This window comes from Dellaglioa sp. CoH-56-MRSF-12, assembly GCF_056782075.1.
The window spans coordinates 84,952-98,942 of sequence record NZ_JBXAYD010000005.1 but is presented as its reverse complement, the minus strand read 5'-3'; the positions used below and the strand labels follow the sequence as shown (position 1 = coordinate 98,942).

General features: G+C 35.6%; 16 protein-coding genes and 1 riboswitch. Of the genes, 4 read left to right on the top strand and 12 right to left on the bottom strand.

What is annotated here, in order from left to right; all coding sequences use genetic code 11:
- Positions 1-279: 279 nt before the first annotated feature.
- The 8 genes from serS to AC1RPY_RS06485 form a co-directional block, all read right to left on the bottom strand.
- The gene (gene serS, locus AC1RPY_RS06520) at positions 280-1,548 is read right to left on the bottom strand and encodes a serine--tRNA ligase (protein WP_481761724.1); all 1,269 of its coding nucleotides are present in this window, start codon (positions 1,546-1,548) and stop codon (positions 280-282) included.
- A 277-nt stretch (positions 1,549-1,825) separates the two neighbouring features.
- Positions 1,826-2,557: a M15 family metallopeptidase gene (locus AC1RPY_RS06515; protein ID WP_481761725.1), complete on the bottom strand. Its 732-nt coding sequence runs from the start codon at positions 2,555-2,557 to the stop codon at positions 1,826-1,828.
- Between the two features lie 8 nt (positions 2,558-2,565).
- Positions 2,566-3,996 (bottom strand): amino acid permease, encoded by a 1,431-nt coding sequence (locus AC1RPY_RS06510; protein WP_481761726.1) that lies wholly within the window; start codon positions 3,994-3,996, stop codon positions 2,566-2,568.
- Between the two features lie 124 nt (positions 3,997-4,120).
- Positions 4,121-4,305: riboswitch (Lysine riboswitch) on the bottom strand.
- A 44-nt stretch (positions 4,306-4,349) separates the two neighbouring features.
- Complete coding sequence (gene budA / locus AC1RPY_RS06505; RefSeq protein WP_481761727.1) at positions 4,350-5,063, bottom strand: acetolactate decarboxylase; 714 nt, start codon at positions 5,061-5,063, stop codon at positions 4,350-4,352.
- A gap of 26 nt (positions 5,064-5,089) precedes the next feature.
- A complete protein-coding gene (gene alsS / locus AC1RPY_RS06500; protein ID WP_481761728.1) occupies positions 5,090-6,769 on the bottom strand; it encodes an acetolactate synthase AlsS in 1,680 nt (559 codons plus the stop codon).
- A gap of 135 nt (positions 6,770-6,904) precedes the next feature.
- Entirely contained in the window at positions 6,905-7,438 is a 534-nt protein-coding gene (locus AC1RPY_RS06495) for an Rrf2 family transcriptional regulator (protein ID WP_481761729.1), read from the bottom strand.
- Positions 7,439-7,524: 86 nt separating this feature from the next.
- Positions 7,525-8,046: a GNAT family N-acetyltransferase gene (locus AC1RPY_RS06490; RefSeq protein WP_481761730.1), complete on the bottom strand. Its 522-nt coding sequence runs from the start codon at positions 8,044-8,046 to the stop codon at positions 7,525-7,527.
- Between the two features lie 3 nt (positions 8,047-8,049).
- Positions 8,050-8,682 carry a phosphatase PAP2 family protein gene (locus AC1RPY_RS06485; RefSeq protein WP_481761731.1) on the bottom strand — a complete coding sequence of 211 codons (633 nt, stop codon included), beginning with the start codon at positions 8,680-8,682 and terminating at the stop codon, positions 8,050-8,052.
- A 184-nt stretch (positions 8,683-8,866) separates the two neighbouring features.
- Here AC1RPY_RS06485 and AC1RPY_RS06480 point away from each other — a divergent pair, with 184 nt between their 5' ends.
- From AC1RPY_RS06480 to AC1RPY_RS06470, 3 genes are read left to right on the top strand one after another with little or no spacing between them, the layout of a single operon-like run.
- Positions 8,867-9,709, top strand: coding sequence for a sulfite exporter TauE/SafE family protein (locus AC1RPY_RS06480; RefSeq protein ID WP_481761732.1), 843 nt, complete (start codon positions 8,867-8,869; stop codon positions 9,707-9,709).
- Positions 9,709-10,083 carry a DUF1634 domain-containing protein gene (locus AC1RPY_RS06475; protein ID WP_481761733.1) on the top strand — a complete coding sequence of 125 codons (375 nt, stop codon included), beginning with the start codon at positions 9,709-9,711 and terminating at the stop codon, positions 10,081-10,083. Before AC1RPY_RS06480 ends, AC1RPY_RS06475 begins: the two co-directional genes overlap by 1 nt.
- Before the next feature lie 21 nt (positions 10,084-10,104).
- On the top strand, positions 10,105-11,184 hold the full coding sequence (locus AC1RPY_RS06470; protein WP_481761734.1) for an LCP family glycopolymer transferase: 1,080 nt from the start codon (positions 10,105-10,107) through the stop codon (positions 11,182-11,184).
- A gap of 90 nt (positions 11,185-11,274) precedes the next feature.
- Here AC1RPY_RS06470 and AC1RPY_RS06465 read toward each other — a convergent pair whose 3' ends face one another.
- The 3 genes from AC1RPY_RS06465 to AC1RPY_RS06455 form a co-directional block, all read right to left on the bottom strand.
- Positions 11,275-11,475 carry a cold-shock protein gene (locus AC1RPY_RS06465; RefSeq protein ID WP_112251328.1) on the bottom strand — a complete coding sequence of 67 codons (201 nt, stop codon included), beginning with the start codon at positions 11,473-11,475 and terminating at the stop codon, positions 11,275-11,277.
- A 166-nt stretch (positions 11,476-11,641) separates the two neighbouring features.
- Positions 11,642-12,055 carry a helix-turn-helix domain-containing protein gene (locus AC1RPY_RS06460; protein WP_481761735.1) on the bottom strand — a complete coding sequence of 138 codons (414 nt, stop codon included), beginning with the start codon at positions 12,053-12,055 and terminating at the stop codon, positions 11,642-11,644.
- Positions 12,056-12,109: 54 nt separating this feature from the next.
- Positions 12,110-12,802, bottom strand: coding sequence for a VIT1/CCC1 transporter family protein (locus AC1RPY_RS06455; RefSeq protein ID WP_481761736.1), 693 nt, complete (start codon positions 12,800-12,802; stop codon positions 12,110-12,112).
- 216 nt (positions 12,803-13,018) lie between these two features.
- Between AC1RPY_RS06455 and AC1RPY_RS06450 the strand changes: the two genes are divergently transcribed.
- A complete protein-coding gene (locus tag AC1RPY_RS06450) occupies positions 13,019-13,546 on the top strand; it encodes a hypothetical protein (protein ID WP_481761737.1) in 528 nt (175 codons plus the stop codon).
- A gap of 31 nt (positions 13,547-13,577) precedes the next feature.
- Here the strand turns inward: AC1RPY_RS06450 and AC1RPY_RS06445 are convergent, their stop codons facing one another.
- On the bottom strand, positions 13,578-13,964 hold the full coding sequence (locus AC1RPY_RS06445) for a DUF956 family protein (protein ID WP_409021995.1): 387 nt from the start codon (positions 13,962-13,964) through the stop codon (positions 13,578-13,580).
- Positions 13,965-13,991 lie beyond the last annotated feature (27 nt).

Sequence of the window (13,991 nt, the reverse complement as noted above, 5' to 3'; positions counted from 1 at the left end):
ACATTTGATTTGTCGAAAATTTGTTCAGTTTTCAAAGATCTACTTGGTTGCTTTTGACAACTTTTATATCATATCAACCACGTCATGATTTGTCAAGAATTTTTTTGAATAAATATTCATTTCTTCTTGCCGTATCAATCAGCTTTATTAATATACCATCTGGTATACACCCTGTCAATACTTCATTACAGATAAATTTGATTTATTAATTATTACTTTATCAAAAAAGCGACTTAACCTCATCGAATTGATAAGTTTAAGTCGCTTTTTTGATAAAAGCTATTTAATAATGTCTAATCCACCCATGTATGGTTGAAGAACTTCCGGAATAGTTACCGACCCGTCTTCATTCTGATAATTTTCAAGAACTGCTGCTAGCGTACGACCAACTGCCAATCCTGAACCATTCAACGTGTGTACAAACTGTAATTTTCCATCATCATCCCTATATTGGATATGAGCCCTACGAGCCTGAAATGCTTCAGTATTAGAACAACTTGAAATTTCACGATACATATTTTGTGCAGGTAACCAAACCTCTAAATCATGTGTCATTGCTGCTGAGAATCCCATATCTCCCGTTGACAATGTTATCACATGATATGGTAACCCAAGTTTTTCCATAATTCTGCCTGCATCACTTGTCATTTTTTCTAGTTCTGCATATGAATCTTCTGGTTTAGTATATTTCACCATTTCAACTTTATTAAATTGATGCAATCTAATCAATCCACGTGTATCTCTTCCAGCGCTTCCTGCTTCAGATCTGAATGAGGGTGAGAGAGCTGTGAAATATACTGGTAATTTTTCTTCCGGAATAACTTCATCCCTGTAGTAATTAGTTAATGGTACTTCTGCTGTTGGAATTAACGTTAAATTTTCATTTGCGATTTGAAAAACGTCTTCCTTAAACTTCGGAAATTGACCAGTTCCGTACATTGACTCATCATTAACAATATATGGAGGAATAATCTCTGTATAACCATCAATTGCATGTTGATCAAGCATAAAATTGTATAAAGCACGTTCTAAACGAGCTCCCCATCCTTTATAGTATAGGAATCGACTGCCCGACACTTTAGCGCCACGTTCAAAATCTAAAATATCTAAATTTTCACCGATTTCCCAATGTGCTTTCGGCTCAAAATCAAAAGTTCTTGGTGTACCTACTTTTCTTAATTCAATGTTTGAATCTTCATCAGGACCTACTGGAATCGTTTTATTTGGCATATTTGGTAGTCGCGATGCCATATCTGTTACGTCTGCATCTAAAACCTTTAATTCTTCATCAAATGCTTTAATTTCATCTCCGACTTTTTTCATTTCTTCGATTTGAGCATCTGCATTTTCTTTATTTCGTTTTAATTGTGCAATAGCTTGCGATACATCGTTTCTTTTCTTTTTTAAAGTTTCGGTTTGAACAATAATATCCCTACGTTTACGATCCTTTTCAACCATTTCATCAATAATCTCTGGTTTTACCCCACGATTACCCAATTGTTCCTTAACTTCATCGACATTTTGACGAATCATTTTAATATCTAACATATTCTGTTCCTCCTTTTTTTGTATAAAAAAAGCCCACTCATCCACTAATTGGGACGAAAGGCTCATTTTCGCGGTACCACCCAAGTTCGACAAATAATCATTTGTCACACTCAAATAGATAACGGTCTCCCGTGTGGCATTACCCACCCACTTATTCACGCCGGATTTTCAGCTTCGTAATTTCCACCACCATTACGTCTCTTAAATGCCTACTTATAACGTTTTCCGTGTTTATTTATTACTTTAATAATAAGCGTTGTTTTATTAAATTGCAAGTTTAATTCTTACCCGCTTTATTAAGCAAATCGATATACTCTTCTAACGAAAGATGATGCTTAACTATATATTTCGCGTTACTTTTACCAACATAGCGGAAATGCCATGTTTCATAATCAATTTTAGTCGATTTTTCTTTATCTTTCGGGAATCTCAATATAAATCCATAATTTACCGCATGGTTGATTAACCATTTTTGACCCTTATCTGTTTCACTACTATTATCTAAATCATTATGTTTGGCATACCAATTTGATGACATCATATCGACTGCTAGTCCGGTGTGATGTTCGCTTGATCCTGGTTCTGCCACATACTCTTTTGTTAATTGTTTAGCCTGAGCAACTGACTTTCCCGAATTTTCATAGCTTTTAATTGAGTCTGCATAGACCTCTTTTTGGTAGCTAATTGATCGATAACCAGATACCAGTGACGCCTTATACCCGGCCTTATTTGCTGCTGATACAAAATCATTCAAAGCACTCTCAATTTTTGAATTTACAATAACATTTCCATCTATTTTCTGTTTAAAATCCAGTTCTTGCTTGAGTTTATGCTCTGAATTAACTAATATTAAATTCCAATCATTTGCCTTTACACCTTTAGGTAGCTCACTTTTTTGTGTGACTTTTACCGTTTTATGGCTAGGTGTCGTATTCGCTTTCTTACCGCATGCACCTATTAATAGTGCACACATCATTACTACCATCATCATCCATTTTCTTCTAGTCAAAATGTGCCTCATTTCTTTGATAAATCTACATCTTTTAATGGAATTAATTTTGTTTTATAGCGTATTTTATAATATGTGTACAAGATAACAAATAACGGAATGCTCATATAACTAACCGAGATTGCTTCCCAATCAAAATTTTTAAATGATTGAATATCTTGTCCAAGAATAACTAAAATACAAAGAACAAGCGCTAAAATAGGGCCCACTGGGAACCATTTTGCAGAGTACTTTAATTCTGACACTTCATGTCCTTGCGCTTTGAACGCTTTTCTAAATCTGTAATGTGAGATTGCAATTCCTAGCCAAGCGATGAATCCAGTTAACCCACTAGCACTCAGTAAAAAGACATACACTTTTGCTCCAAAAACACTTGCTAAAAATGTGAGTAATCCGATAAATGTTGTTCCCACTAGTGCTGCCATTGGAATACCACGACTATTCGTTTGTTTAAACTTTTTAGGAGCGTAACCCTGTTCCGCAAGTGAATGAAGCATTCGAGTTGATGCATACATTCCTGAATTTGCAGCTGAAAGTACAGATGTTAAGATAACTGCATTCATAACACTTGCTGCAGAGGCTAACCCAGCTCTTTGAAAGACCAATGTAAATGGACTAATTGAAATATCTGATGCGCTTGAGCCGAGTAAATCTGGACTTGTATACGGAATAATTGCTGCAATGATAAAAATAGCGAAAATATAGAATAGTAGAATCCGCCAAAACACTTGTTTAATTGCTTTTGGAATACTCTTTTCAGGCGTTTCTGATTCTCCCGCCGTAATACCGATTAATTCAGTTCCTTGGAAAGAGAAACCAGCGACGACGAATACACTTAGAATCATTGGAACACCACCAACAAATGGAGCTTTCTTCATTGTAAAGTTTTCAAGTCCCGTTGCATGGCCACCTAGAATACCAAATATAGTCAATACACCAACGATTAAGAAGACAATGACAGTCACCACTTTAATAATTGATAACCAATATTCTGTTTCACCAAATGATTTAACTGACAACGCATTAATTGAAAAAATAATAACTAACGAGATTGTACTAAAAATCCATCCTGGTACATCTGGCAACCAAAATTGCATAACCAAGGCAGCTGTACTAATATCAACAGCCAATGTAATTGCCCAGTTAAACCAGTAATTCCAACCCATTGCAAAACCCATCGCAGGATCAACAAATCGCGTTGAATAAACCGCAAACGACCCTGAAACTGGTAAATACGTTGCCATTTCACCTAAACTAGTCATTAAAAAGTAAACCATAATTCCAATGCCAATGTAAGCTAGTAACGCACCACCTGGCCCTGCCTTCGAAATTGCTGACCCACTCGCAACGAATAAGCCTGTTCCAATACTTCCACCCAAGGCAATCATTGATAAGTGTCTTGTTTTTAACTCTCGGTGCATACCTTCTTGTTCTGCCATATGAAATCCCCCCTATATATAGAGGAGCACTCGTGATTTTTAAAATTGAGAAAAGAAAAAGAGACCTTTTGTACAACACTATTACGCGTTATACAAAAAGACTCAGATTAATAGACTCAGTCAAATCGTTATAAGCGCCCCGTGATTACTATATAATCACGACAGTTTCTGACTTATTAAATCAGACCCCAGCAGTCACTAAATCTAAGTTAGCATCCACTTCGGCAGTTCACCCTTTCAGTTTAACTTCTTCAGCACTTAATTGCTTCATTAAACATACTTATGAAAACTGCATCCTCTTCTTTCGATAATTCTTACTATAATCAATTCACTGATATTTTGCAAGCTGTATCCTAATTTTCAGCTATATTAATTTCATCATGCAACTTTTCAATATCTGTTTCATTTTTTAAAAAAGCTTCATTTTCGATTGGAAAGTGTTGTTCAATCGAACTAAATGGCTGTAAACTCACAACCCCATTTTTTAAATGATAATCTAAAATATGTCCACCCATTTTATTTTCATCAGATAAAAAATGAATATGGAATCCCGCTGCACCAATTCCTTGAAATAACTCAGGTGTGAAATAGCCAATAGCTGTTCCATCAATATCTTCTTCTTCAAATTCCGATTGTTTGGCAGTTACCGCAGTTAATTCTGGATACGGTTTACTTTGTTTAGCAACAGATCGTGTACTCATTTTACTAAATGTTCCTTTAATAAGAACACTAAAAAATAAATTTTGGTAAGGATATAATTCAAGTAATTGCTCTTCTAAAACATTTCCTGCCACATTTTCAAATTGAATAGATGCGTCTGCTTGATTAAAATGGACTGTCGCAAATGGAACAAGAACGTCATCGCTAACTTGATTAATTTGACCTTTTGCAGTAATCTGGAAAGCCTTTCCGTCAATCACAATCATTTCGCCATCTAAATCACCAACAGTTCCAATTCCGTAATCACCATGTTTCAATAATTCTCCAACACTCAATGTGCCTTCGTACAAGCCTTCAATTAATGTTGCTAAGGTACCATGTTGATAAACCTTTTTTATATCTTGCATGTCGTTGACCTCTCTTGAAAATTATTTTAATATAATTGATCCATTAAAATTGATTGTCCTAATTCTTGATTATCTTTATAATCAACTGGTATATCAACAATAACAGGACCATTAGTTGCAAATGCTTCATCTAATGTTTTAGCTAAATCTTGTGCTTTTTCAACGCGTAAGCCTTTTGCACCAAAACTTTCCGCATATTTCACAAAATCCACTGCGCCAAAATTCACACCGGCAGATTGACCATATTTCATTTCTTCTTGGAATTTAACCATATCGTAGTGTCCATCATTCCAAATAATATGAACAATATTCAGATTCAAACGAACCGCTGTTTCCAAATCTTGGGCTGAAAACAAGAATCCACCATCTCCAGAAATTGAGACGATTTGTGTATTAGGTCGAACTAAGGCCGCTGAAATTGCCCAAGGTAACGCAACTCCTAATGTTTGCATCCCATTACTAAATAATAAATGACGTGGTTCATAACTTCTAAAATGTCGCGCGATCCAAATGTAGAAACTACCGACATCAACTGCTACCGTCATTTCATCTGAAACACGTTTTTGTAATTCTTGGATAATGCTTAATGGATGACTGGTTAATGTGTCACTTGTCACAACTGGCGCTTCATCCCTAGCCTGTAATTTTTCTTGTAAGCCATCTAAATACTCACGAGATTCAGATGCCATTTGATAGCCTTTCATATAGGGTAATAAAAATTCAAGTGTTTGCGCGATGTCGCCCACTAACTCTTTCTTTGGTTGGAAATTATGATCAATCTCTGAACGCATATCGTCAACAACAACAATATTAGCTGTTCCTTCTGCATTCCAGTTACGTGGTTCATATTCAATAGGATCATAGCCAATTGTAATAACTAAATCGCTCTTTTTAAGTAATTGATCCCCTGGTTGATTTCTGAATAAGCCCACACGACCAAAGAAATCACCGACTAATTCACGCGATATCACACCAGCGGCTTGAAATGTTTCCACAACAGGTAGATTCGTTGCTTCAACTAAATTACGAATAGCTTTTGTTACTTCTGGTGAAGATGCCCGCATTCCCACAAGTAAAACAGGTAATTTTGCTGCTTTAATTTCTTGTGCTAAAAGTGTACTTTCTACCGGGCTAGCGGGACCTAATTTAGGTGCCATTAAAGGCTGGATAACTTTTGTTTTCACTTCTGAATCTGTTACATCTTGGGGAATACTAACGAAACTTGCCCCTTGCTTTGCAGCCTCAGCTTCTTGGTAAGCATTAGCAATCACTTCTGAAATATTCTCAGGTTCTTGAACCTCTGCACTATATTTAGTGATTGGTTCAAATAATGCCGTGTTATTCATACTTTGATGCGTTAGTCTCGTTAAATCTGAACGTTTCACTTGACCAGAAATAGCAAGAACAGGATCACCTTCTGCCGTAGCCGTCACAACGCCTGTTGCCAAATTACTTGCACCAGGTCCGGAAGTCGTTAAAACAACCCCCGGTTTACCTGTAATACGACCAATCCCAGCAGCCATAAATGCTGCATTTTGTTCATGGCGCGTAATAATTAATTCTGGCGATTTAGAATTCGTCGGATGTTCCAATTTTTCAAAAACACGATCAATTTTTGCACCAGGAATACCAAATACATATTTCACATCATGATTTATTAAACTATCAACAATGGCATCTGCGCCGTAATATTTATTATCTGTCATTAGATTTCCTCCGAATTTGTTTTAGTAGTATCCATGATAGCATTTTCACAAATAAATGACTATGGTTTAAACTTACCAAATGTAAGCCTAAATAAAAAACCATTATTAACCCAGTTATGGTTAATAATGGTTTCGTTATTTATGATTTCCGGTTACATTTTCGACAATTTTTTGAATGATTAATTTACGTTGACCACTGATATCTTCTTCATTCCAATTAATTAAAGGAATTTCAGTTTCGTCAAACGTTGCTGCAATTAGTTGATAAACCGTTTGTGACTCTAAATAATTAGCCCAACGTTTATCCGCTTCAGCAAAAACACTATTAACGACGACGGTTGCTTTTTCTGTATCTTGTTTAAATTCACGAAATACACGATCAAAGAAACCGAAGTTTGGATAGGTTTCAATCTTTCCTTCCGAAGCCTCCACAATTTCTAATAAATTGATATCCTTAGCATCCCTTGCTAACGTAAAACCGCCATTATTACCTGAAACAGATTTCACAAGTCCCGCAACGACTAACTTACGCATAATTTTACGAAGATAAGTTTGTGAACCACCAAGACGAGCGTTGATTACTTGCGATGAAATTGGCACACCCTTATCCTGCGTTGCCAATAAAGAAATAATACACGCTGCTTGTTCAAATCCTTTTGTTAATTGCATAGTCAGCTACCCCCGGTTGATTAATTTTCAAATAGTTCTATATATACGAATAAAGGATAACATATGTCGTTGACAATTGGTATTGATTATTTTAAATCAACCGCATAAACAATTTCATTAATTAGAGCAGCAGGTTGAAAAAGGGATGAAACCGCTCTTTTTTCAACAAATTTAAAATTGGATTTTTTTAACACTTTGATAGATGCTTTATTTTCAATAGTTGTCACGCCAATTACACGTTCTAAATCTAACGCCTGAGCCATTGTTAAAAGTCCTTGAACTGCTTCAGTCATTATCCCTTGATTCTTAAAAATAGGATTTAGTGCATAGCCAACCTCTTTAACTACCAAACTAGGTTCTTGATTCTCATCAACTACTTCATATAAACCGATATTACCGACTACTTTTTGATTTCCTTTACACTCAATCGCAAATATACTTTGTTTTTGTAGCGTCGCAACGAACAAACTAGCTTCAGCCAATGAATTCACGGGTAAAAAGCCAGCCATTTGACCAACCGTTTCATCACAAGCATATTCATATATGTCATTTATGTCTGATGAGCATAACGGACGTACCACAAGCCGTTTCGTTTCATATTGATTCATTTTTTAGCCCTCAATTTTAAATTTATTCAGAATTTTTAGATATATAACGCGTGCAATGGCTATCCAAGTGACTGTTAAAAGAACAGCGCCTACCGTATCCGTCGGAAAGTGAGCTTGTAGATATACTCTTGAAATCATAATCATCATGATCCATATCGCTAATAAGCAGTTAATCAAAAATTGTTTACTATACTTAAATTCTACCAGCATAATACTCATTATCGTTAGACAAAATAATGCCACCCCGAACGTATGTCCACTGGGGAAACTGAATCCAGTAATTGATCCATGCCCCACTGGTCGAGGTCTCTGGACGCTACTTTTAATGAGCTTAATTAACAGTGCTCCAGTCATTATGGTCATCCCTGTCCAAATAGCGAGTACACCTCGTCGTAATTTATATAAAATAATCATCAAAATGACTGAATACAACCCTATCATCATCGGACTACTTAGCCAACTGATTATCTGCATCACTTGGTCTAGTTGCGCTGTAGGATGAAACCTAACAACTGCAATGATATTATTATCTATACCATGAATAAAATTATTTTTTGTTACTATTAATAACGTCAATATTGCGAATAGTCCACTGCCTATTATGACTACTCCATAAAGTTTATTCTTATTAATCATTACTCTAACCTCTTAATTACAGTCTATTTTATCCACATAATTTATCATATTTTTTAATTTGTTTAAAGTTAGTTACCAAAATCTTTAAGAATTCATACAGAAATCAAGCAAATGCTCAATTTTATGTAAGTTTATGGTAAAATAGGATATCTTTATAAATTTAGAAAAGAGTTGAAAATAAATAATGAATACGCTACTACTTATGCTTGCCGCTGGTCTTGTGGCAGGTGCTCTAGGATCTATCTTAGGATTAGGTGGCGGCATCATTGTCACCCCGGTCTTAACTTTAATGATGGGATTAGATATTAAATACGCTATTGGTGCTAGTATCATTGCCGTTATCGCAACGAGTTCTGGTGCTACAATTGCATTTCTAAAAGATGACGTTTTAAATTTGAGGGTCGCCATGTTTTTAGAAATCGCAACGACAATTGGTGCGATTTGTGGAGCACTCTTAACAGGAGTCTTTAATACATCCTTTCTCTTCATTTTATTCGGTGCTTTTTTGCTACTTTCTGTCTACAACATGCTTAAAAAAATTTTTGTAGGTGAAGAAGTTTTAAAATCAGCTGAACCTGATTATTTATCTACCAAATTTAAACTGAATAGTTCGTACTATGATAAACAACTAAAAAAACAAGTTGATTATCAAGTCGAAAATGTTCCAGGTGGGATGGCGATTATGCTTGGTGCTGGAGTTGCTAGTGGACTACTAGGAATCGGATCTGGTATTTTCAAAGTTATGGCAATGGATACTGCAATGAAAATGCCGTTGAAACCATCAAGTTCAACAAGTAACTTAATGATGGGTGTCACCGCTGCCGCAAGTGCGACCGTCTACTTTTTCAATGGTTCAATTAGACCTGATATTGCGGTTCCATTAGCGCTAGGAATTTTAGTTGGTTCATCAATTGGTTCGCGTGCAATGCAATACCTACCCGCAAAAATAATTCGCCTCATTTTTGTACCTGTACTATTGTATGTCAGCATTCAGATGATTCTAAAAGGATTCGGGGTATCTATCTAATGATGAATGAAAAAAATAACACATCAGCCGAAATGGCAAAAATTGAATTAATGATTGGTCAAATACTAAGAATTGGCGTTTTCATTTCTGCGATAATTATGATTATTGGTCTTATCCTATCCTTAGTTACAGGTTCAACAGGCTATCAAGGTAATACATTTCCAACTTCATTTTCTGCTATCATTTCTGGAATTGTCGCACTTAAACCTTACGCAATTATGATGCTTGGGCTATTTTGCTTAATACTAACACCAATTCTTCGTGTCGTTATTTCAATTTATGCTTTCTACAAAGAAAAAGATTATCTGTACGTTAAAATTACCGTCATCGTTTTAGTCATTTTAATTGCTGGCTTTTTTATTGGCGAACATTAATTAATAAAGGGGAACATTTCAATGTCAAGTCGTCGAGAAAACTATCATAAAGAACAACTACTACACCAAGAAACAACTAATCACCTGCCTTTACCAAAACGCGAAAGAAAAAATAAAAAGCAAAACAAGAAACGTCGTCGCTTAATTTGGTTAATCATTATAATAATCGCTGCTATCTGCGGTGGCGTTTATGCCTACCATAAATACTCAAACGCTAAAAATGCAGCTGATAAAATCTATACTTCTACTAAAATTGCTAAAACTAGAAATGTCGCAGCGGTTTTGGAAAAGGACCATCCTATTTCGATTTTACTTTTAGGTTCTGATGATGGTGCCTTGGGTCGTGCTAAAACTGGTGGCCGAACGGATACTTTAATCGTTGCCACACTTAACCCTAAAACAGAATCAATGACCTTAATCAGTTTACCGCGTGATACTGAAGTTGCGGTTTCAGACCATGAATCAGATTTTCCAAGTAAGATAAACGCTGCCTATGCTTATGGTGGTGCTGCAACTGCCGTTAAAACTGTTGAAAAATATTTCAATGTACCCATTGATTTCTACGCAACAATCAACATGGGCGGTTTAGAATCACTAGTTGATGCTGTTGACGGTGTTGACGTTAATCCACCACTATCTTTTTCTTATAATGGTGCCAGCTTCAAAAAAGGCGTTAAAACTCATGTCAACGGTAAACAAGCCCTTTCGTATGCCCGCATGAGATATGATGATCCTCTTGGCGATTACGGTCGACAAAAACGCCAACGTCAGATTATTATGGCAGTGGCTTTAAAAAGTACACAACTTCAAAATTTATTAGACGATAAATTTTTAAATACAATGTCATCTCAAATGAAAACTGATTTAACATTCAATGATCTTACCGTCTTAGGTACCAATTATCGTAAGGCAACACATCATTCACATTCAGATTATCTACAAGGTACAGGAACAATGGTCAATGGAGAAGCTTTTGAAATTGCCAGCGAAACTGAAAAACAACGTATCACTGATAAATTACGTTCCACACTTGGCTTGGTTCCAGCTAAAACTGGAAATACTTTAACAGCCGATACAAAAATTAATACAACTCGTGAATAGTTAAAAGTAGGCCGTCAATCGGGGATTGACGGCCTACTTTTTTGCATAAAAAAACAACTCACCTAAATGGCAAGTTGTTTAGATTTTAAATTAGTCTTTGTTTACGTTTACTGCTTGTGGTCCACGGTCACTATCTTCAACGTCAAAAGTTACTTTTTGACCTTCGTCTAATGTTTTAAAACCGTCACCTTGAATAGCTGAGAAATGTACGAATACATCACTACCATCTTCGCGAGTAATGAAACCAAAACCTTTATCTGCGTTAAACCATTTTACTGTACCTTGTTCCATGAATAAAATCCTCCTTGTGTCTATGTGACACGTTTTATTTATGACTCTCAAATCGTCCCAGTTGATATCGTTTCCGAAGACACTCATCAACTTCATTTGATTTGAAAAGCCACCTAAATTATATCACGTCTAATTGTAAAAACAAATTCTAAAATAGCGCTTTTATTTAGTTGTTTTCATCTTCAAGTGGTAACGCTAAATCATCATTTTCTTCCAGATTATATGGCTGGTATTTACCCATTAAATATCCTTGAATCATTTGAATAACTTCATAACGATCACTACCTGATAAAATTTTATCGCGGTATAAAAGTGTTGCCGTCCGTGCGAATAAATCTTCAAGATCAATCAATTCATCGTTAGTTTGACCAACTAAAAAATCAATTGAAACATGAAAGAATTCGGCCAACTTTCTGACTTCAAGATATGAGGGTGTATTAATACCACGCTCCCAACTACCAATCTGCGGGCCAGAATTCAAGTTATGATTCGATTTTTGAGACTGATTTAATCCAACAGCTAATTGAGTTAGCGTTAATCCACTACCTCTGCGCAATGCTTTTAATCTTTCCGGAAACATCAACAACACCTCCTTTAGATAAGCATACCTCTTTTTTAAAAAAAGGGTAGGTTTTTAACCAAATAAACCGCCAATATAATAAGTTACAGCCATTGTTACTAATCCAACAAAAACATTTCTTACCATGGCATGTCTAATATTATTACGCCCTAATATCCCGCTTACTGCCCCTGTTAAAAGTAAAGCTAAAGCAACGCCAATAACCGTCAGTGGAATCATAAACTCAGTTGGGAGTATCGCTATTAATAATAATGGAACTAGCGAGCCAACTACAAAGGATGTCATTGAGGACATCGCTGCGTGCCACGGATTTAAGTACTCACCGACATCAATATTGTTAACTTCTTTACAGTAATTTTCTAGTTCATTTTGAGACATTAGTTCATTGACCACATCCGTTGCGACCATCCGCGAGAATCCCTTTGCTTGGTAGATATTAATTAATCGTTCAATTTCAAATTCACGATTTTCTTTTAACTTTTTTGCAGCTGAATGGATAATCGATTTTTGTGTATCCCTTTGTGCAGAAACTGAGACGTATTCACCACCAGCCATTGAGAACGCTCCCGCAAACATACCAGCAAGTCCAGCTAAGACAAGATAGTACTTACCTTGACTAGCACCGGCCATCCCCAGAATAACGCCTGCAACTGAGATGATGCCATCATTAGCACCTAATACCCCTGCTCTTAAAATATTTAATTTCGTTGATAAAGCCATTCCTACTTTTAATGCACGACTATTCATCAAATGATTCACTCCATTTCCAATCATTTAAGTATAAGCTAATTGGGAACGATTATCAGTCGGGTTTATTAATTTCGTTAAGGAACATGATTGCCTTATCTTAAATGGGACACAATCTTACCATAGATAAAGACTGACTACTAGAAATCGAAAGGACCTGCATTTCAACCCATTATAGGATATACTTAAAGCAATTGTTCGAAAGAGGTGAATCAAATGTCTGACTCAAAAAAATACCCAATTAGTCCCTATTTTGAAATTAAAAATAATCATCCTTGGTACCTTGATGCCGAAATTGATGACTTATCACTTTATAATCAAAACTTTAAGGTTGTCTTACAAACAATAACTAAAAATGAAAATATTAATAAAGGGTGGCGCGATGAGGATTTAGAATCTAACATTCAGTTACTCCTTCTTATTGATTACGAAGAACTTGAAGTTTGGAAATATCCCGTCGATTTGTCATTTGATAAATTATCTTTAAAGGAAGATGTTGTATCATTCAATGAAAATAGTCGTATTGCACTTTATTTTGAAGATGATCAAGCTGTGATGCGAAAACTCGGCTACCTACCAAAAGAGGATACATTACAGGTCCATAATATTATGGCAGGCCTACCACATTATAAAATTGCCACTTATTTGACAGGCGGTCCTTATAAGAAATTAACGTTCGAAGACGACGAACTTCAAATTGATAATGGTTTTGAAGAATTTCGTTTAAATATTTTAATCTACTAAAAAAACATTCTCAATGAGAATGTTTTTTTGATTACTTATTTTTACTTTTTTTATTAAAAATTGATTTAACTGATCGTTTTAAAACATCGCCCATTCCAAGTGATTGAACCATATGAGCTGGATCAACATAGTTACGCATTGCACGTAACACCATTTTTGGTTTTTTAGACGCAAAAGTAAATGTCCCATTCTTCTTCGTTTTAATTGCATATCTCGGAATCCATCGTCCTTTAAACATCACAGACGCGATAACTTGATCAACTTCATCCCATGGAATTTGGATAAACTTGCGTGCATCACGGTCATTATAAAATTCAAACCCTTTATCGCCAATCATGATTTTACCATAATCAGTTAAACCTGTGAAAGCAGTTGCATCGATTGTTAAGTCTACCTTTGTATTAATTGACTGGACCATAGTATTTCGACTCCAATGTTTTTTGAC